Here is a 20319-nt window from a genome sequence, read left to right on the forward strand (position 1 = left end):
GCAAGGAACGCTCCCATGAAACATCTGGCGCTCGCCTGCGCTTTCCTCCTCGCCGCCGCTTGCTTGTCGTTCGCTCCGCATCCGGCGCGGGCCGAGAGCGCGCCGCAATTCGACATTCTCGAACGGGCGGACGGCGCGCGGATCGTGCCCGAACGATTCTTGCGCAGCTGGGACCCGGTGACGCTGTTTTTCAAAAGCGACGCCGGGCCGCAAGGCGGCGGCCCAGAGGACGCGCCGGCGCAATTCGTCAAGATGACGCCCGACATTCCCGGCGCCTGGCAATGGCTTGGGCCGCGCGCGCTGCAATTCCGGCCTTCAGCGGCGTGGCGTCCGCTCGAACCGGTCATTTTCGAGGCTGACGGCGCCAGCACGCGCCTCATCCCGCTGCTGCCCGAGCCGGCCTCCACGAATCCCGCGGCCGAGTCGGAGCCGATCGCCGAACTCGATCATATCGTTCTGACCTTCGCCGGTCCCGTCGATCTCGCCGCCTTGACGCGGCTCACTTCGATCGAACTTCGCCCCGCGCCCGGCCTTGCCGGGGGCGACGGGCAATTTCTCGCCGCGCAGGATTTCACGATCCTGCCGCTTGAGGGGGCCAAGAAGGATGCCGGCCGGTCCTATCTGGTGCGGTTGAAGAATGCGGTTCCGGACGGGCGCGTCGCCATCCTGCGGCTAAAACTGTCCAACGAGCCGGGTCTTGACGAGCCCTCCTTCGAGCTGCGCCTGCAAAGCGCCGCGCCCTTCACCGTCACCGGCGCTTCTTGCGGCGAGGGGCTTGAGCGCGCCAATCTCGACGGGCTGCTTCATTGCGCGCCCTCGAACGGCGACGACGAGCCGCGGGCGCGGAGTCTTTCGATCGGTTTCAGCGCGGCGCCGGAACCCCTCGACATCGCCAAAGCGCGCGACGCGTTGCGCATCTCGCCGCCGGTCGAGAGCCTCAAAGTTGAGCCGGACGGCGCGCATCTCAAAATTTCAGGACAGTTTCTGGCTGACACGATTTATGAGCTGACCGTTGCGCCGGGCACTCTCGCCGACGACCGCAAGCGCCAGCTCGCGGGCGCCCCTTTCCTGCAGCGCTTCGCCTTTGCGCCGGCGCGCGCAAGCCTGGCCTTCGACGTCCGTCAGGGCATCGTCGAACGCTTCGGCCCGCAGCTGATCCCGATGCGCGGGGCGGGCTTCGACAAGGTCGATCTCCGCATCTATGCGATCAATCCACTTTCGCGCGATTTCTGGCCATTTCCGACGGAGGGCGTCGATACCGACGATTCCAAAGAGCCGCCGCTGCCCGGCAATGCGCCGGAGCGCTGGAGCAAGGACGAAGACGCCGACGCCGACGCGATCGCGCAAAGGATCAGAGCGCTCGGCTCGCCCGCCGTCTCGGAGCTCGCGGCGCTGCCGATCCGGCGGCAGGGGGCGGGCGCCAAATTCGGGCTCGATCTCAAACCCTTCTTCGAGCGCATCAAAGGCGCTGGCGAAGCCGGCGCCTATCTCGTCGGCATGCGTCCGATCGGCGCCGACAAGCGCAGTTTTATGCGCGTGCAGGTCACGGACCTGACGCTGAGCACGGTGGAGGAGACGGGTCGCGTCCGCTTCGTCGTCACCTCGCTGTCGACGGCCAAGCCGGTCGAGGGCGCCGAGATCAAACTCGAAGGGTTGCACGAGGATAAATATGTCGCCCTCGTCTCCGGCCGAACCGACGCCGAGGGCGCCTTTACATGGGACGTCGGCGAGCCCGCCGAGGCGACCATCAAGCGCATCATCGTCGCCAAAGGCCTCGACGTTCTGGCGCTCGATCCCGCCCATGGCCCGGCCGAATATGCGAGCGAGAACTGGACCAAGCCGGAGGAAGCGTGGCTCGCCTGGACGGTCGATCCGCAGATCGACCGTGTGGAGCCTCCCCGCACGCTCTGCCATCTTTTCACGGAGCGGCCAATTTACCGGCCGGAAGAGCCGGTGGAGATCAAGGGCTATGTCAGGCGCTATCTCGGCGGCGCGCTGAGCTACGCCAAGGGCGGGGGCACGCTGCTCGTCAACGGCCCCGGCGGACAGGAATGGCGCCTGCCGGCGGCGATCGACGAGACCGGGAATGTCTACCGCAAATTCGACGCCGCGACGCCGGCGACCGGGGATTATTCGGTCGCTTTCGAGCCTGACCCCGAGGTCAAGGACGACGCCGCGGACGAGGGCGCAGAGCCGCAGGACGAGGGAGCGGAGCCGGAGGATCACAACGCGGCGCAAGCGGAGAACGAGGGGCCGGTCTCCTGCGGGCAAACGCCGTTCAAGAAAGAGGCCTATCGCCTGCCGACCTTCGAGGTGCTGCTCAACGCGCCGCAGACCGCAACGCTCGACGGCGTGTTTTCGGTGGAGCTTCTGGCGCGCTATTTCGCCGGCGGCCTCGTCGCCGACCGGCCGATCAAATGGCGCGCCAGCCAGTTCCCCTATGCCTGGACGCCGCCCGGCCGCGAGGGCTGGTTCTTCTCGACCGACGCGCGTTTTTCCGGCGACGGCAAGTTCAAATCGACTCCCGTCCTCGAACGCGAGGGGACGACGGACGGCGCCGGGGCGGCGAAAATTGCCTTCGATCCATCGATCGAGCCGACTGCGCAGCCGCGCCGCTATCAGATCGAAGCGACGGTCGCCGGCGACGATCAATCCGAGGTGCGCAACGTCGTCTCGGTCGCGGCTTTGCCGCCCTTCGTGCTCGGCGTCAAAACGCCGCGCTACCAGAAGCAGCCGGGGCCGATCGACGCCGAAATCCTCGCCGTCGACGCCAAGGGCGCGCCGATCGAGGGGGTCGCGATGACGGCGCGCCTCGTGCGGCGCAATTGGAGTTCGACCCTGCAGGCGAGCGACTTCAGCCAGGGCGCGGCGAAATATGTAACCGAAATCGTCGACGAGACGGTGAGCGAGAAACTGATCGCCAGCGGCAAGGACGCACAGAAGCTTGGCTTCGAGGCGCGCGCGGCCGGCGTCTATCTGGTCGAGCTCGAGGCTTCCGACCGCAGCGGGCGAAGACAGAAGATCGCGGTCGATTTCTTCGTCGGCGGCGACAGCCCGGCGACTTTTGCGCGCGCCCCGTCGCAGACCGCCGAGGTCGCCGCCGACAAGGAGGCCTATGCCCCCGGCGAGACGGCGAGCCTCATCATCCAAAGCCCATTCCAGAACGCCCGCGCGCTGGCGATCGTCGAGGATCCTTCCGGCCGCTTCCGCTACGAATGGGTCGCCATTGCCAATGGCTTTGGCCGCTTCGAAGTCGCCGTCGCGACGCCCGATCTGCCGAAGCTTGCCGTGCATTTTCTGATCATGCGCGGACGCCTGCCGGACGCCGGAGCCGACGCCTCGGCGCCGTTCGATCAAGGCAAGCCGGTGACGATCGCCGCGACGAAATGGATCAATGTCACGCCGGTCAAGAATATCGTGACGGTCGCGCTCGACTATCCGCAAAAGGCGCGGCCGGGCCAGGAGATCGAGGTCGCGCTGAAACTTTCCGACGATCTCGGCAAACCCGTCGCCGGGGAGGCGACCTTCTGGATGGTGGATCAGGCGGTGCTCTCGCTCGCCAAGGAGCGTCCGCTCGATCCGCTGCCGAATTTCATCGTCGACCGGCCGACGACGATGGCCGCGCGCGACACGCGCAATATGGCTTTCGGACTGATCCCGCTCGACGAGGCGCCGGGCGGCGACGCCGGCCTCGAGGAATGGGGCTCCGACAACAATGTATCGGTGCGCAAGAATTTCACGCCCGTGCCGATCTATCTGCCGAAAGTTGTCGTCGGTCCGAGCGGCGTGGTCAAAATCAAAGTCAAGCTGCCGGATTCTTTGACCATCTTCAAGCTGCGCGCAAAGGCGATCAGCGGGTCGGAGCGGTTCGGCTTTGCGACGGGCGAAATGCTGATCCGGCAGGATCTCGTCGCGCAGCCGGCGCTGCCGCGTTTCCTGCGCAATGGCGACGTCTTCTCGGCTGCATTTCTGGGACGCGTCGTCGAGGGGCCGGCAGGCTCCGGCCGCGCCAGCCTGGCGGTCGAGGGGCTGACGCTGCAAGGGTCCGGCGAACGCAATTTCGCCTTTGAGCCGAACCATCCGGCGCGGCTCGATTTTCCTGTCGTCGTCCCGCCGTCGGGCGACAGCGCGCGCTTGCGCTTTGCGCTGAAGCGCGACGCCGATTCGGCTCGCGACGCGGTGGAAATCGAGCTGCCCATCAAGCCTGACAGGCCGGTGACGCGCGAGCGCAAAATGCTCGACGTCGCCGCCGGCGGCGCGCTAACCTTGCCGGCCATCGCGGCGAAGCTGCGTCCCGGCTCGCTCCGGCGCAGCCTCGACGTCGCCTCCGATCCCGCGATCGTCCGGCTCGTCGCCGGCCTTAACTATCTCGTCGAATATCCCTATGGCTGCACCGAGCAGCGCATCTCGCTCGCCTCGGCGGCGCTCGCGCTCAAACCCTTCGAACCGGTCCTTGCCGCTTCCGACCTCGGCGACCGGCTGACCAATGACGTGCATAATACCATCGTTGCGATCTCGCAGAGCGTCGACGCCGACGGCCTCGTCGCCTTCTGGCCGCGGGCGCGCGGAAATGTGTCGCTCACGGCCTGGGCCTATGGCTTTCTCGTCGCGGCGCAACGCGCGGGCGAGCCGGTCGACAAGGCGCTGAGCGAGCGTCTTGCCGCCGTCTTGAAGCAGTCGCTGCGCTCCGATTATGCGCGGCTTCGCACCGGCGAGGAATTGCGCGAGCGGGTCGAGGCGCTGACCGCGCTCGCCGATGGCGGCAGGCTTGATCAGGCCTATGCGGCCGAGCTCAGCCGGCGCGCCGCGTCGATGCCGAATGTCTCGGTCGCGCTGATGACGCAGGTCGCGCTGCAACTGCCCGGCGATGGCAAGCAGGTCGCGGGCGCTCTCATTGAAGACATGTGGACCCGCGTAAAATTCCTAAACCGCAACGGCAAGGAGGTCTATGCGGGGCAGGCGGCTGATGACGGCGATCCTGAAATTTTGCCGTCCGAAGCGCGCAGCCTCGCCGAGATGACCCGCGCGGCGGCGCTCGTCGCGCCGCAGGATCCGCGCTCAAATGTGCTGCGCGACGGCTTGCTGCGCCTTGGCGCCGGCGACGGCTGGGGAGACACCAACGCCAATGCCGCCGCGGTTCGCGCGCTTGCCTCGATCTGGCGGAAGACTTCCGCGCAAACGGATGTCAGCGTGACGCAGGACGGCAAGACGGAGACGGCTAGCCTCAGCGCCGGCGTCCCGGTCGCCCGCCTTGGCGTCAATGGCGCCGCCGAGGCGCGCATCGCCAATGCGGGCAGCGCCCCGATCGTCGCGCTCTCAAATGTCTCCTATCTGCTGGCGGAGCCCGGCGATCAGGCGCAGGCCAGCGCGCAAGGGTTTGTCGTCTCGCGCAAGACCTACAAAATTGCGGAGGGCGCGCCGCCGCTCCTGGTGGAGCCCGGCGCCGATGGCGCGATTCATATCCGAAGCGGCGATGTGATCGAAGAGGCGATCGAGCTTGTCAGCCCGCAGGATCGCACGCATGTCGCGATCACTATCCCGCTGGCGGCCGGCTTCGACCCGCTCAATCCCAATCTCGCGACGGCTCCGCGCGATGCGACGCCCAGTTTCGATCCGACGCTGGCGCCGACCTGGACCGCCTTTCATGACGATCAGGTTTTTTACGCCTATGATTTTCTGCCGAAAGGAAACTATCGCTTCGCCTTCCGCGCCAAGGCGATGATCGAAGGTAGCTTTACGCAGCCGCCCGGCGAGACTGAGACGATGTATCAGGCAGGGGTCCATGGCTCGAGCGCCGGACGGCGAATCATCATCGCCAAATAGCGCGCGCGCGCCAGACTGGCGGCGATCGGCCCTGCTTGCCTGTGGCGTCGCGCTGGCGGCGCTCGGCGTGCAATTTTCGATCGTCGTCGATCAGCGCGCGCAGCTGATCTCGCCCGCGCCGACGCCGATGCTCTACGATCGGCATGGCGTTTTTTTCGCCCAGATCGGCGCGCCCCGAATAGATCGCAATCAATCCAAAATCATGAGACGCGATCGATTCGAGTGTCCGAAGCAGGATACGGGCGAAAAACCGGTATCCGCTTTTCCTCATCCCGCTCCATGCGGCAAAGCCGGCGCGCCTCTCCTCGACTACGGCTATTGGCCGATGAAAAATCTCCCGGACCGAATCGTCCGCGCGACGCTGGCTCTGGAAGACCGTCGTTTTTACGCCCATCCCGGCGTCGATCCGATTGCGGTCGCGGGCGCGGCGTGGCGTCGCTTTCGTTCGGGCGCCCGAGCGGGAGCCTCGACGCTCGCCATGCAGATCGCGCGCATGCAGCATCCGGCGCCACGGAGCCTCAAGGCCAAGATCGAGGAGGCTGCCACCGCCGTCGTCCTGACGCAGCGTTACGGCCGTGAGGCGCTGCTCGCGCATTATTTGCGCCTCGCGCCCTATGGCAATGGCAGCCATGGCATCGCTCACGCGGCGCGCTTTTATTTTGACAAGCCAGCAGAGGATCTGAGTTTTGCCGAAATCGCGTTGCTTTCCGCTCTGCCGCAATCGCCGACGCGGCTCAATCCGTTGCGGCCGTGGGGCCTGTTTCAGGCCAAGCGGCGCGGCGCCCGCGCTTTGGCCGAACTGGCGCGCCAGAAAGTCATCGATGGCGTCGAACTCAGCCTTGCGCAAAGCCAGCTGAAGGCGCTCTCGCCGCAACCGCCGCTGCGCCGCCCCGAGGCGCTGCATCTGGTGCTGCGCTATGAAAATCTCATGCGACGCCAGCCCCTGCGCGAAGGCGGCGATCCTCGCGTCAAAACGAGCATCGACCTCGACGCGCAGCGGCGATTGACGGCGCTGGCGCGGCGTTCTCTCAACGTCTGGCGCGGCGCCGGCGCGGGGCAGGTGGCGGCCATGGTCGTCGAGCGAGGGAGCGGCGCGGTCGTCGCCGCGCTGGGCTCCAATGACTACGATGACAAGCGAGCCGGCGCGGTGGATTTCACCCGCGCGCCGCGTTCGCCCGGCAGCGCGCTAAAGCCCTTCATCTATGCGCTGGCGCTTGATCGCGGCGTGGCGCGGCCGGGCGGCGTCCTCGCGGATCTGGCGGAGGGAGCCTCGGGCGTCAGCAATGCCGACGGACATTTTCTCGGGCCGATGCTGCCGCGTCAGGCGCTCGCCAATTCCCGCAACGTGCCGGCGATCAATCTTCTGCGCGGCGTCGGCCTCGACGAGGCGCTGCATTTCCTGCGCAAGCTTGGCCTCACCGAGATCTCGGCGCCGGCCGATAGTTTCGGCGTCGCCATGGCGCTCGGCGCGCTGCCGACCACGCTGGAGCGGTTGGTGCGGGCCTATGGCGCGCTCGCCGACGACGGGATGCTCGGCGAGCTCGTCTGGTTCAAGGATGGCGTGCGGCCGTCCTCCGTCCGAGTAATGTCCGCTGACGCGGCGCGGCTTGTGACGTCGTTTCTGTCGGATCCGATGGCGCGGTTGCCGAGCTTCCCGCGCTACGGCCCGCTCGAATATCCCTTTCCGGCGGCGGTCAAGACCGGCACCTCGCAGGGCTACCGCGACGCAGTGACCCTTGCCTTCACCCGCGACTACATCGTCGGCGTCTGGCTGGGGCGCCCTGACGCCGGCACAATGACGCGGCTCACCGGCTCCAATTCAGCCGCGCGGCTCGCGCGGGCGATCCTGATCGACCTGCACAAGACCACGCCCGGCGATCTCGAGAATCTCAGCTTTCCGCCGCCGCAGGGCCGCGTCCCCGTCGAGCTTTGCCTGTTCGGCGCCATGCGCGCCTCCTCGGCGAAGGGGTGCGGCCAAACCTTGACCGAATGGCTGCGGCCGGCCGAAATTCCGGCGCCAGAGGCCGAGACGCCAATCCCGGCGCGGCAAAGAGCCTGGGCGATCGCGGAAGGGTATCGCGTGACCAGTGATGAACGCGCGCCGGCGGAAACGATGCAGGACAACATCCGCCTGTCGATCGTCTCGCCGGAAAACGACATCCGCGTCTGGCGCAATCCCGACGCGCCCGCTAGTCTCTCGCGGATTTCCCTGAAAGCGCTGGTCGAGCCGAAGACGCCGCAAGTGGTGTGGTATGTCGATGGCGCGCCCTTCGCCCTCGCCGACCCCGACGCGCCGCTCAACTGGCCGTTGCAGAAGGGCGCGCATCAATTTCAACTGCGCTTGCCGTTGCGGCCGGGCGCCTCGAAAATCGTGCGCATCACAGTTGAATGAACAGGGCGGGGGGAAGGCATGAGTTTTGAGGCGGGCGCAAAGCCGCGCGCAGAAGGGGAAAATCTGCTCGCCCGCATCGCCCTGCGCTTTGCGGCCTGGTCGGAACATTGGTTCCCTGACGCCTTTATCTTTGCCGCGGCGGCCGTGGTCGTCGTGGCCGTGGCGGCGCTCGTCAATGGCGCGTCGGCCGCGGTTGTGACCAAAAGCTTCGGCGACGGCTTCTGGAGCCTCATTCCCTTCACCATGCAGCAGGTCATGGTGGTGATCAGTGGTTACGTCATCGCGAGCTCGCCGCCGGTCGCGCGCCTCATCGACCGCATCGCCGCTCTGCCGCGCAGCGGACGCGGCGCGGTCGCCTTCATCGCGATCGTCACCATGGCGCTTTCGCTGATCAACTGGGCGCTGAGCCTCGTCTTCGGCGGACTGCTCGCGCGCGCCATCGCCGAGCGCGAAGACCTGAAGATGGATTATCGCGCGGCGGGCGCCGCCGCCTATATGGGGCTCGGCTGCACCTGGGCTCTTGGCGTGAGCTCCTCGGCCGCACAGCTGCAGGCGAACGCCGGCGCGATGCCGAAGGCCCTCATTGAGATTACTGGCGTCATCCCATTCACGCAGACGATCTTCCTTTGGCAATCGATGGCGATGCTGGCCGTCCTGACGGTCGTCTCGACGCTGATCGCCTACTGGTCCGCGCCTTCGCCCTCGCGGGCGGTGACGGCGTCGATGATGGGAATCGACGCCGCGACAAGGACCCCGCCCTTGCGTCCGCGCGAGCGTCCCGGCGAATATTTGGAATATAGCCCGGCGATCACGCTGTTGCTCGCCGCGCTCGCCGGCGGCTGGCTCATTCAGGAATTCGCTGCGAAGAACTGGATCCTGGCGATCTCCAATCTCAACACCTATAATTTCGGCCTGTTGATGCTGGGTCTCTTGCTGCATTGGCGCCCGCGCAGCTTCCTCAACGCCACGGCGAAAGCGGTTCCCGCGACCGTCGGCATATTGATCCAGTTTCCGCTCTATGGCGGCGTCACCGCGATCATGACGGCGATGACGCCGGAGGGACATTCGCTCGCTCTCCGGCTCGCCGAGTTCTTTTCCAGCATCAATACGCGTGAAAGCTTTCCCGTCGTGATGGGCCTCTATTCCGCGGCGCTCGGCTTCTTCATTCCCTCCGGCGGCGGCAAATGGGTGCTTGAGGCGCCCTATGTCATGCAGGCCGCCAACGAACTCAAAGTGCATCTCGGCTGGGCGGTGCAGGTCTATAATGCGGCGGAAGCCTTGCCGAATTTGATCAATCCGTTCTTCATGCTGCCCTTGCTCGGCGTGCTTGGCGTCAAGGCGCGCGACATTGTCGGCTTCACGGCGCTGCAGCTCGCTTTTCATTTGCCGATCGTGCTGTTCTTGCTTTGGGCGCTCGGCCTCACCCTCGTTTATACGCCGCCCGTGATCCCTTGAAGGCGCTTTGACTGAGGGCGCCGCGCGCGATAATCGAAGGAAGTCGCCGAAAGAGCGGCTTGTCTGGGAGGAGCGCGGCTTGAAACTCAGCGTGTTGACGCGCCGGAAGCTGCTTGCCGGCAGCTTTTGCCTCTGCTGTCTGCCCGCAACGGCGCGGCGCGCCTTCGCAGCCGTCGCGCCCTTCGCGACGGAGGAGGTCGCCGAGGGCGTTCACATCCGCCGCGGCGTCGATCAGGACGCGACCGCCGCCAATGAGGACGCGATCGCCAATATAGGCTTCATCATCGGCCGCGATGGCGTGCTCGTCGTCGATCCGGGCGGGAGCCTCATCGACGGGCAAAGCCTGAGGGCGACCATTCGCGAGAAGACGAAGCTCCCGATCAAATATGTCGTGATGAGTCATATTCATCCCGACCATATTTTTGGCGCGGCCGCCTTCCTGGAGGACCAGCCTGTTTTCGTCGGCCATCATGCGCTGGGCGAGGCGATGCGCCAGCGCGGCGACTATTATCGCGGCGTGCTGGCCGATATCGTCGGCGAGGATCGGTCCGGAACAATCGTTCAGCCGACGCTCGAGGTGCAGGATGCGGCGGAGTTCGATCTCGGCGACCGGATTATCGCCGCTCATGCGCATGGGGTCGCGCACACCACGTCCGATCTCAGCCTGATCGACCGCAAGACGGGGCTGTTGCTCACGGCGGACCTCGTCTTCGTCCAGCGCATGCCCTCTCTCGACGGCTCGCTGCCGGGCTGGCTGAAAGAACTGCAGGGCCTGAAGCAAATCGGCGCCCCCCGAGCGGTTCCGGGTCATGGGCCGGTCGCCATTGCATGGCCGGCGGGCGCGGCGGATATCGAACGCTATTTGACCACCTTGCAGCGCGGCGTCGAGAAGGCCATCGAGGCGGGCGTCGAGATCGAAAAAGCGTCCGCCAGCGTAGCGCAGGACGAAAGGGGTCGTTGGACCTTGTTCGACGACTACAACGGCCGTAACGTCATCGCCGCCTATAAGGAGCTTGAATGGCGCTGAATTCGAGGCCGTGCTCCAGCGTCCGCCGGAACCAAACGCCCCAGCCGCCAGTTTGAAGCGTAGCGGCGTTTTTGCGCCAGTCGGCGTCGCCAGCGCCTACAACGCGGAGTTTCGATATGGGCAATCTTATGTATTACGCCGTCGTATTCCTGGTCGTTGCCATTATTGCGGCGGTGTTTGGTTTCGGCGGCGTCGCGGGCACGGCCGTCGAGGCGGCGAAAATCCTGTTCTGGGTCGCGATCGTCCTCTTCGTCATTTCCCTCATCGCCAGCATGATCCGGCGCGTGTAGGCGAGCGACTTTTCGTGGGCAAAGGCGGATCCTGTGGCGTCCGCCTGCGCCTGGTTTGCTCTGACGAGGGTTGCGGCGTAGACTGGGCTACGGTGATGCGGCATTCAGACAGCAATCAAGAAACCAAAATGCGCCAACGCTACCCGCTCAACATTTGTGTCGCCGCCGCCCTCGTCGCCATAGGGATATCAACCGCGGCCTATGCGGCGGGCGCCGAACGCGGAAATACGAGTTCTGGAAATACGGCGACAAATACGTCCACCAACACCTCGACCCAAACCTCGACGCAAACAACGACCTATAGCGGTCAAAGCCGCTGGGCGGACGAGGTCTATGCGGGACGGGTGCAAGGACCCGAAGCGCGAGCCTGGCTTCGTATTCATCCTAGACCCCAACAACAATGAAGAGCGATCTGCCAAGATCGCGGACGCGCGTTGCGTGCGCCAGCGCACCTGAGCAATTTGCCGTGTGGAGGTAACCTGATTTCCCCGAGGCGAGGGAGCTTCAGGTAACCGGACCGTTCCACACCAAGAGACGATGGATGCCCAATCCGAAGATGCTGATCTTGCGGGGCAATAGCGCCAAAAAGCCGACATATCCCAATGAGAAGGGCGACAATGTCGCCTATCCCGACGGGGCGTTGCATGAAAAGGCCGCGAAAGACTATGCGACGTGCAGGGGATACGACGGGGACGTGCTCGACGTTTCGGGCGATCCGCTGAAGGACGGCGATCGGGACAAAAATCCGCAGACCGTGCAGGCCGTTTTGAAGTTGCGAGGCGATTCGTCATACGCCGGAATCTACGGTTTCTCGGGTGGCGGCTACGACGTGTTGCATATTCTCAAACAACTAAAGCCCGACGAACTCAAGCGCATCAAATTGGTCGTTGTGCTGGGCGCGCCCCCGGTCAAAAATGGTTATCCGTCAAAGTCCGATTTCGAGTCGGCCCGCTTTGTGTCGCGCACGAATCCCGAGACGGATGGGATCAAATGGGAGCTGGTCTATATGACCAATCCGCCAGCCGACGCCTCGGTCCTGCCGAAGCGGGGCGTCGATCCCCACATGTTCGGCCCGGAATGGTTGCTCGCGCAGGAACTGAAGTGCCGGCAGGCGTCGCCTTGAGCGGCGATCTGAAAACGGGTTTCGCCCAACTACGCTTCCGCGTTTGCAAACGACGCAGCATCCAGCCGATACGTCGCAGCATTCGCCGGCGGTTTGCGTCCGGGAGCTAGAGGACGCCGGACCGGCCCGCCGGGCGGGAGCTAGTCGCCCAACTCCCGCCTTCCTGCCGAAGAATGCAAATCAGTCGGCATCCACCACGACAAGCCGCTGCTTGCATCCCTCAACCTTAAGATAGCACGGAGGGAGGGATGCAGCGAAAAAAAACAACCAAGCAATACCTTGGCTGTGTCAGTTGCGGCGGATGCGGAGCCCTTCTACATCGCCGATAGTTTTTCTAGGAAGCTTAGTCTCGGCGCGGCGTTGACGCCGCCGCCGCCGCCGTCATGCAGCTTCCTTCATGGCATGACCATTAAGACCTACCACGCATTTCGCATATGCCAGACAAATTTCGCGCAAAACTTTCTATTATCAGAATGTTTCAACTTATCCGCGAAGAGTCCAGCCATCTTTGGGAGGAGTTGCGATTTATACCCGACATTGCAATTCGTCCGAGCGCGCCAAGGTGCGGCTGGATCGCTCGCGCCCCGACGTATGGAGCGCGTCCGCATCGTAGCCTGTGCGCTTCAAACGATGTGCGCTAAGGCGCCGCTTGCGAGGCTTTAATAAGCGATCAATAGTTTTACTACCGGGCGCAAAAGTTTTTGGAGCGCTGCATGCCGCTCGAATCCGAACACTTCAAACGCAATGACCGATTACAGAGCTGCCTCGTCGCGGATCCGTTTCACGTATTGGAAGGAGATCGGGGCCAACACGTCGCCTTGATCCAGCAAGCTTTGACGATTTTGGGCGCGGGCTTGATTGAGGCGAACGAAATCACCCGGGAATTTTACGGTCCTTCGACGTCGCGCGCCGTGCTGAAATACAAAGGGCCGCCTCGAAATATTCTCAATACGGAACTTCGTCAGACGAAGCCGGATGCGATTGTCGGCAAGCGCACCATCGCCTGGCTCGACCAGGACATGAAGGAGTTCGAGAAAACGCCGCCTAGTCAATTCGTCTGCACAAATCTTTTGGGCGAGCCGCACGATCATTCGAAATGCCACCCGCTTCAGGTTCAGATCCATCTTCTGACGCCGAAAAATCCCAACCGCTTTGGCAAGATGATCAACATCTACGGCACGTATGAGACGGACTATCTGGGTTTTGAAGACTATTCCTGCAATCCTCTCTATTGCGACCACGACGGCGGGCCGCTGCGAAAGCTCACGTATAAATCGGAGACGGGGCCGGGACTTGAGGACAATAGCGTCAGCGACATCTGCATGCGGTCTTCGCCGCTTTATAATCGCAAAGATACACAACAGCCGAACGGCATGAATGAGATAGACGAGATTAGCAGAATCTCTCAAACCGGCTGTCGGATAACCTTCGCCGGGGAGGAAGTGTTTGTGCTAAAATTGCTTCCGATAGCGACAATTATTGAGAAAGTCGCTATCCAGACTTTGAAAAATAATACAAACCCATCTTTGGGATACTCAACAAGCTATGCTTGGGTTTTAATTAAACTCGGATAGTCCTTGTTCCTCGGCAAATCATTATTTCCTGTCGATCCACGCAGCGACAGAAATCGCATCCGGCGAAGCACACGCACAAAAAATGGAGGGGAGCCAGCCGGAGGTCTGGTCCCCTTCTACGTTGCGAGAGCTTAGCTCGATCGGAGCCAAAATCGAGCCTGTTGAGATGCAGCTGTTGGGCGCTGCTTACCAGGGTATCCACCCGCTGGTAATTGAGAATTATGCTTATCTCTCAAGTGGAGTAAAGCAATAATTCCCTCAAAACGAGAAAGTGAAAACGCCGGGGATGTCGCAGCCTTACCAGCAGCGGGTGATTCGACGGCCATTCACCCAATGAGTCCTGCAGCGACGGTGACCGCCCCATCCGCCTCTGTGACCATGCCAGCCGCTATGGTGCCAGCCACGGTGATGCCAGCCCTGCGCCGACGCCTGCTCGGGCGGCAGCACCGCAAAACCGAGCGCCAGAGTCATCAGACCAACCATAAGCTTATGCATTCGCGTCCCTCTCATTGCTTCTTTGCATGGCTTTAGCAGCCAAAACGGCAAAAGCCGCCTGACAAGAGCGTGAAGCCGCCGCAAAGGATTGCGTCTCACAGCGTCGCGACTGCGGCGGGGCGCCAGTTTTCGAGAGGTCGGCGGGGCCGAGCAATTTGGCCAAGAAAAACGAGCCGGCGCGCAGAACCGGCTCCGTATTTTTGTTCGCCGCGAACCTTATCGCACGTGACGATCAATCCAGGCCTGTATCAGATCGGCAATCGCTTCATTGTTTTTCTCGATCGCCATCGTATGTCCGTTGCCGCGAAGCCCGACGTTGGGGAGGTAGATGGTCTTTGCGTCGCCGCCAAGCTTAACGAGACTTTGTGTATAGGCTTGCCCGTCGGTCGGAGATGTGTTGTCACCAATGATGCCGAGAAATGGTATTTTCGCCATTTCGCTCAGCACGGGCGCGTTGCCGGCTGCCGGGGGGAACACTTCGAGTCCGATAACGCCTTTGGCGACGCCAGGCCGCTTGCTTGCCGCGACCATCACATTTCCTGTGCCCGTTGACCAACCAAGGAGAATACAGGGTCCAATCTTGTCGATCAGAGCTTCCAAGTCATTTTGGATGTATGTGTTTTGTGGAGGATCGCGATAGGCGGGCTGAATCTGATTCAGGTATTGATTCACATAACTGAGGGGGAACTGTGTGTTGGGATAAGGCACGCCGAATGTTGGCCCCCACCGGAATGCCGTCCACGCCGACTGCTCCGAATACATGTTTGCGAACTCAAGCGCCGAGGGCGGCTCAAGTCCTTGACTTACGGCAAATCGATTCGTCGGATTCCAGCCCGTGCGTCCACGATTGGGCGCGTCGACAGCGTACACTGCGAAGCCACGACGCGTGAAGCTTGTAAACCAGCCTTCGCGTCCGTCTGGGGTCGTTCGGAAAAACTCTCCGGTATGGCCGCCGCCATGCATGAAGACGATGGGATATTTGTATTTCCTGTCCCAGGGAATTTGATATTCGACGTACATTTGGTTGACGGCGATATTGCCAGGAAGCGATCTCGGATCCGGCGTCGTGCTGCTTGAGTTGGGGGTTCGAAACTCTATTTGTCCTCCGACGTAGAAGGTGCCCTGCTCCCTTAATTGCAGGGGCTTGTTGCTTTGATGATGCCGCCAGTCGTCATCATTGGCGCGACCCGGTGCGGCATGCGAAATTAAAGAAACCGCAAACGCGACGGCGCACAAATAGCCTGAGGTTTTCATTTTCCTGCCCCCCTCTATTTATTTTGTTGAGCTAAGTTTGGCTTTAGCTAAATAGTTTGGTTATGATAGGCGGCCCAAGGAAAGCAACTCTTCCAAGAAATTCAGATTTATACAATAATCTGGAGAAATTGTGAGAAGAGATCCGATGGCGCTTGATCGGCTCGCCAGGAGGATTGGCGGCTGTCCCCACCATTGGCGCAGGCGCCATGCTTGCGCTGCTGCTTTGGCCGTCGCGCGCCGAGCAGCGACCCCCGCGGCAAGCGCCGGCGACAAAGAAATAATATACTTAAATCAACGGGTTATTGTGGCTGGGGGACCTGGATTCGAACCAAGATTGACGGAGTCAGAGTCCGCAGTTCTACCGTTGAACTATCCCCCACCAAGGCCAGCGAGCCGCAATTCTTGCGGCGGCTGGGCGGCGAGCGCCGTCGTCATCTAGTTCGTCGGATTGGCTCTGTCAACGCTGATCCGGCCGGGAGCCGGGAGAGCTATGAGGCGGCGGACTTCTCGCCGTTCAGCGGGTTGTCCGGATCCCAGCGGTAGCGTACGGTTTCGAAGCGCATGTCGAGCGCATCGATCAGCACCAGCCGGCCGACAAGATTCTCGCCAAAGCCGACGATTTCGCGAATGACCTCAAGCGCCATCATCGCGCCGAGCATGCCGGTCAGCGCGCCAAGCACGCCAATGTCTGCGCAATTCGGCGCGAGCCGCGACGGCGGCGCTTGCGGAAAAATGCAGCGATAGCTTGGGTTTGGCTCGCCGTTTGGACCTGTTTCATAGGGCTTCAACACGGTCAGCGATCCGTCGAAGGCGCCGACCGCCGCGGTGACAAGCGGCCTGCGTTCGTAGAAGCAGGCGTCGGAGACGCTATAGCGCGTCGCGAAATTATCTGAGCCGTCGGCGATGACGTCATAGCCGGCGACGAGCGCGCGGGCATTCGCCTCCTTCAGCCGCAAAGCGTGCAGCTTCACCTCGACATGCGGATTGAGCCGAGCGATTGCGTCCGCTGCGCTGTCGACCTTGGCGCGGCCGACGTCTTCCGTTCGATGCAGCACCTGACGCTGCAGGTTTGACAGCGAGACATGGTCGTCGTCGACGACGCCGATCGTCCCGACGCCCGCCGCGGCGAGATATTGCAGCAGCGGGGCGCCAAGTCCTCCGGCGCCGATGACGAGGACGCGCGCTGCGCGCAGCTTCTGCTGGCCGGGGCCGCCGACGCCGCGCAGCACGATATGACGCGCGTAACGCTCAATTTCTTCCGGTGAAAGAACAGGCTGGCTCAAAGCCTCGCGCCTCCAGCTCGATTTACGCTCAATGACGGGGAAGCTCTCTCGCTTCAAATCCGGCTTGCCCGACGAATATGGGAATCGTGGAGTCATATTACGACGCGCCATCTGCTCGCCGCGCGGGATCTACTCGTCCTCGCCGAACCGGTTCGCCACAAGCTCGGTAATGGCCTCGATCGCTTCCTGCGCCTGGCGGCCAGTCGCCGCCACAAGGATCGTCGAGCCAAGCCCAGCGCCGAGAGTGAGAATGCCCATGATCGATCCGCCTCCCACCATATCGCCGCAGCGGCCGACCAGAATTTCGGCGTCGAAACTATCGGCGCAGCGGACGAATTTGGCGGTCGCCCGCGCATGCAGCCCCTTGCGGTTGACAATCCTCAGCTCGCGCACCAGCGCGCCGTCTGGCGGCGTGAATCCGGCGGAATTGTCGCAGTCGCAGGGGTCGGGTTCGTCGTCGCTCATTTGCCGCTCAACACGCGGCTTGCGACGTAAATATACTTCCTTCCGGCATCCTGCGCCTGGATCACCGCCTGCTCAAGGCTGGAGGTTTCCCGCACCGAGGCGAGTTTGATCAGCATGGGCAGATTGATGCCGGCGACGACCTCGACATGGGCCCCGTTCATGACCGAAATCGCGAGGTTGGAGGGGGTTCCCCCGAACATATCGGTGAGAACGACGACGCCGAAGCCGCTATCGACGTCTTCGACGGCCTCGACGATCTCCTTGCGTCTCTGCTCGATATCGTCGTCAGGTCCGATTGAAATGGTCGAGATCTGTTTCTGCGGGCCGACGACATGCTCCAGCGCCGCACGGAACGCGGTCGCGAGATGCCCATGCGTCACGAGGACCATTCCGATCAACGGAAGCTCCCGTTCATGCCGGACCTTTGTCGATAATCAGCGCTTGCAGGGAAAGCATTCGTCAAGGGAAGGACCACGCGCTGTTCGCTCGCTCTGGCCGGAGCGCCAAAGGACGATCCGGAGATTCCATCGAACCGACAGTTCCGAGATGACAACGATCAGGTATATGTTCCTGATTTCTAAAGAAAGTCTCCACACGCCGCGCGGCGCGGCGCGGGCCAACCGAGCGCCTCGCCTTGGCGTAGGCGGCTCATTTTGTGCGTTGCGTCCGGCTTGGCAAGTGAAATGAATCATCCTGCGCGCGATTTCGTGATTTTGTTCGGCACCCTGTCAAAAATGTTTCAGTCGCCGCTTCGCACGCAGCGAAACCGTTGCAGAATGGCGAGCGCGAGGTCGGCGGCGGAGGCGTGATCCGGCAGCCTGACGCGGGGAAGGCGGACGCCCAAGATCGCGATTTGCTCCAGGCTGCGAAAGTCCCAGTCGTCGCAAACGCAAGGCTCCAGCGTTTTCGGTTCGGCCCCAAGACCGCGCGCTGCATCGGGGAGGCGGGGCGCCTCGTCCGGCGGGACGAGATCGACGATGAGCCGGATGACGGCGGCGCTTAAGTAAGGTCGTTCGAGAATGCCGACGCCGCGTTGCTCGATCCGTCCAAGGATCGCCTTGTGGCCTCGCGCGATGAGCCGGCCGTGACGGGCGCTGACTTCGATCCTGTCGTCCCCGACGAGACGGGCGAACAGGCCGGCATTGGCGGCCGTCTGGATCAACGCCAGCGCCAGCGAACTCTTGCCCGCGCCCGAAGCGCCGCGGATCAAAACGCCGGCTTCCTGAATGACGATGGCGCTGGCGTGGATGTTTAGTGCTTCGCGGGGCTCCGTGGCCGGGCTCAGGCGCGCGGCAGCCATATGGTGAGCCTTGCGCCAAGCACGGGCGCGTCATCGTCCTCGGTGACCGATCCCATGCGATTGCGCGCCGAAATGCGGCCGCCATGCGCTTCGATGATCTGGCGCGAGATTGAGAGGCCAAGCCCCGAGTTCTGGCCAAAACCCTGGCACGGCCGATCCGTGTAAAACCGCTCGAAAATCCGCTCGAAGGCGTCAGCCGGAATGCCCGGGCCGTCGTCGTCGACTGTGATCTCGAAGCCGTCGCGCCACTGGCCGTCGTCGGAGGAGCAATCCTCGGCGGGCCGCATATGCACGCGCACCCAGCCGCCGTCGCAGGAAAAGGAGCGCGCATTGTCGATCAGATTGTTGAACACCTGGCCAAGCCGCGAATCATGGCCGAGCACGCGGAAGGCGCTCTTGCGGATGTCGTGGTGACAGCCGCGCGCCACGGTCAGGCTGATATGGACGTTCGACTCGGCCTTGACCTGATTGGCGACGGTGGTGACGGTATTCATCACCTTCTCGAGGTCGACAATATCCATGTCGGCGCGGGCAAGCTCGGCGTCGAGGCGGGAGGCGTCAGAAATATCGCTGATCAGCCGGTCGAGCCGCTTGACGTCGTGCTGGATGACCGCAAGCAGACGCGCCTGCGATTCCGGCTTCTTGACATTCGGCAGGGTCTCGACCGCGCTGCGCAGCGACGTCAGCGGATTTTTGAGTTCATGCGCGACGTCGGCGGCGAAGCTTTCGATCGCCTCGATCCGGTTGTAGAGCGCCTGGGTCATGTCGCGCAGCGCGCCGGAGAGATGGCCGATCTCATCGGCGCGATCGGTGAAATCCGGGATTTCGCGACGTAATTTGGTCCCCCGGCGCACGCGTTCGGCGGCCTCCGCGAGGTGGCGGATCGGCTCGGCGATGGCGCCGGCGATAAATAGCGACAGCAAAAACATGATGATCGCGGAGACGAGGAAGATCCGGACGATCGCCCAGCGTTCGGAGGCGATGATCTTGTCGATGTCGCCGCCTTCGGTCGAGAGCAGCACGGCGCCGCGCACGGTGTGGAAGCGCTGGATCGGCGCGGCGACGGAGACGATCGTCTCGCCCTTGGCGTTGAGCCGGGCGATCGACTGCACGCCGCCTCCGAGCGCATGCGTCACCTCGGGGTAGACCTTGCCATTGTCGACGCCGTTTTCCCCATAGGTCGGCAGATCCGAGCGCCAGATCATGGATTTGACCTTGCCCCAAAGGCGCTCGAAGAACGAGGCTTCGTCGCTGGCGGAAGGGGGCGGTAGGTCGAAACGCAGAATATTGGCGCGGCTGGCGAGCGAGCGCGAATCGAGCAGCAGATAGCCGTCGCGGTCGTAGATCCGGGCCCGGGTGCGCGTCGGCGAGGCGAGCCGGCGCAGAACCGGCCCGACCCGCTCCGGATTGATCGAGAATTCCAGCGAGGGCGCCGTATCCTCGGACAGCCCGTAGCTTTCGCCGGGCGCGAGCTGAAGCAGCTTTTCCGGATCGATGGTGATCGACTCATTGTCCGCCGTGGCCGAGGCGGCGACGGCGGCGGCGATGATTTCGGCCTGGGTCTGCAGGCTTTGCACGCGCGCGTCGATCAGCCCCTCGCGGAACTGATTGAGGTAAAGGAAGCCGACCAGCAGCGCGACCAGGCCGCCAAGGTTCAAGACGACGATGCGGCGCGTCAGCGAGGAAGAAAAACGCGAGCCAACGGCGCGCAGAAGGCCGCGCATCCGGGCGGAGATGCTGCGGCGCATGCGCTTTGCGCGCACAGCCGCGTCCCGTTTTCGCTCGAACTCGACGTCCTGCTGCAATTCAAGGGTCATCGCTTCTTCCCCCAAGAAAGC

General features: G+C 63.2%; 14 protein-coding genes and 1 tRNA gene. 8 read left to right on the top strand and 7 right to left on the bottom strand.

All coding sequences use genetic code 11. The features are described 5' to 3' along the window. Nucleotides 1-15 precede the first annotated feature (15 nt). From MSIL_RS01245 to MSIL_RS01275, 8 genes are all read left to right on the top strand, one after another. Nucleotides 16-5823, top strand: coding sequence for an alpha-2-macroglobulin family protein (locus MSIL_RS01245; RefSeq protein ID WP_012589291.1), 5808 nt, complete (start codon nucleotides 16-18; stop codon nucleotides 5821-5823). Further along, nucleotides 5783-8215: a transglycosylase domain-containing protein gene (locus MSIL_RS01250; protein WP_012589292.1), complete on the top strand. Its 2433-nt coding sequence runs from the start codon at nucleotides 5783-5785 to the stop codon at nucleotides 8213-8215. Before MSIL_RS01245 ends, MSIL_RS01250 begins: the two co-directional genes overlap by 41 nt. Nucleotides 8216-8233: 18 nt before the next feature. Then, nucleotides 8234-9670 carry a short-chain fatty acid transporter gene (locus MSIL_RS01255; protein ID WP_012589293.1) on the top strand — a complete coding sequence of 479 codons (1437 nt, stop codon included), beginning with the start codon at nucleotides 8234-8236 and terminating at the stop codon, nucleotides 9668-9670. Nucleotides 9671-9749: 79 nt separating this feature from the next. Further along, nucleotides 9750-10697 carry a quinoprotein relay system zinc metallohydrolase 2 gene (locus MSIL_RS01260; RefSeq protein ID WP_012589294.1) on the top strand — a complete coding sequence of 316 codons (948 nt, stop codon included), beginning with the start codon at nucleotides 9750-9752 and terminating at the stop codon, nucleotides 10695-10697. A 116-nt stretch (nucleotides 10698-10813) separates the two neighbouring features. Then, nucleotides 10814-10987: a DUF1328 domain-containing protein gene (locus MSIL_RS20480; protein WP_012589295.1), complete on the top strand. Its 174-nt coding sequence runs from the start codon at nucleotides 10814-10816 to the stop codon at nucleotides 10985-10987. Nucleotides 10988-11082: 95 nt separating this feature from the next. Next, nucleotides 11083-11391, top strand: coding sequence for a hypothetical protein (locus MSIL_RS21140; RefSeq protein WP_148212991.1), 309 nt, complete (start codon nucleotides 11083-11085; stop codon nucleotides 11389-11391). 137 nt (nucleotides 11392-11528) lie between these two features. Further along, nucleotides 11529-12110 carry a hypothetical protein gene (locus MSIL_RS01270; RefSeq protein ID WP_012589297.1) on the top strand — a complete coding sequence of 194 codons (582 nt, stop codon included), beginning with the start codon at nucleotides 11529-11531 and terminating at the stop codon, nucleotides 12108-12110. A gap of 713 nt (nucleotides 12111-12823) precedes the next feature. Beyond that, nucleotides 12824-13684, top strand: a complete 861-nt coding sequence (locus MSIL_RS01275) for a peptidoglycan-binding domain-containing protein (protein WP_012589298.1) — start codon at nucleotides 12824-12826, stop codon at nucleotides 13682-13684. A gap of 711 nt (nucleotides 13685-14395) precedes the next feature. Here the strand turns inward: MSIL_RS01275 and MSIL_RS01280 are convergent. The 7 genes from MSIL_RS01280 to MSIL_RS01310 all read right to left on the bottom strand — a co-directional run bounded on the left by MSIL_RS01280 (nucleotide 14396) and on the right by MSIL_RS01310 (nucleotide 20298). Then, entirely contained in the window at nucleotides 14396-15433 is a 1038-nt protein-coding gene (locus tag MSIL_RS01280; RefSeq protein ID WP_012589299.1) for an alpha/beta fold hydrolase, read from the bottom strand. A gap of 305 nt (nucleotides 15434-15738) precedes the next feature. Continuing rightward, nucleotides 15739-15812: transfer RNA gene (locus MSIL_RS01285), tRNA-Gln, on the bottom strand. Between the two features lie 109 nt (nucleotides 15813-15921). Beyond that, nucleotides 15922-16716, bottom strand: coding sequence for a HesA/MoeB/ThiF family protein (locus MSIL_RS01290; RefSeq protein WP_012589300.1), 795 nt, complete (start codon nucleotides 16714-16716; stop codon nucleotides 15922-15924). A 129-nt stretch (nucleotides 16717-16845) separates the two neighbouring features. After that, nucleotides 16846-17181, bottom strand: a complete 336-nt coding sequence (locus MSIL_RS01295; RefSeq protein WP_012589301.1) for an HPr family phosphocarrier protein — start codon at nucleotides 17179-17181, stop codon at nucleotides 16846-16848. Beyond that, nucleotides 17178-17579 carry a PTS sugar transporter subunit IIA gene (locus tag MSIL_RS01300; protein ID WP_012589302.1) on the bottom strand — a complete coding sequence of 134 codons (402 nt, stop codon included), beginning with the start codon at nucleotides 17577-17579 and terminating at the stop codon, nucleotides 17178-17180. The genes MSIL_RS01295 and MSIL_RS01300 overlap by 4 nt, the downstream gene beginning before the upstream one ends. 341 nt (nucleotides 17580-17920) lie before the next feature. Continuing rightward, on the bottom strand, nucleotides 17921-18481 hold the full coding sequence (locus MSIL_RS01305; RefSeq protein ID WP_012589303.1) for an HPr kinase/phosphorylase: 561 nt from the start codon (nucleotides 18479-18481) through the stop codon (nucleotides 17921-17923). Beyond that, complete coding sequence (locus MSIL_RS01310; RefSeq protein WP_012589304.1) at nucleotides 18463-20298, bottom strand: sensor histidine kinase; 1836 nt, start codon at nucleotides 20296-20298, stop codon at nucleotides 18463-18465. Before MSIL_RS01310 ends, MSIL_RS01305 begins: the two co-directional genes overlap by 19 nt. Nucleotides 20299-20319 lie beyond the last annotated feature (21 nt).

The organism is Methylocella silvestris BL2, assembly GCF_000021745.1.
Classification (GTDB): Bacteria; Pseudomonadota; Alphaproteobacteria; order Rhizobiales; family Beijerinckiaceae; genus Methylocapsa; species Methylocapsa silvestris.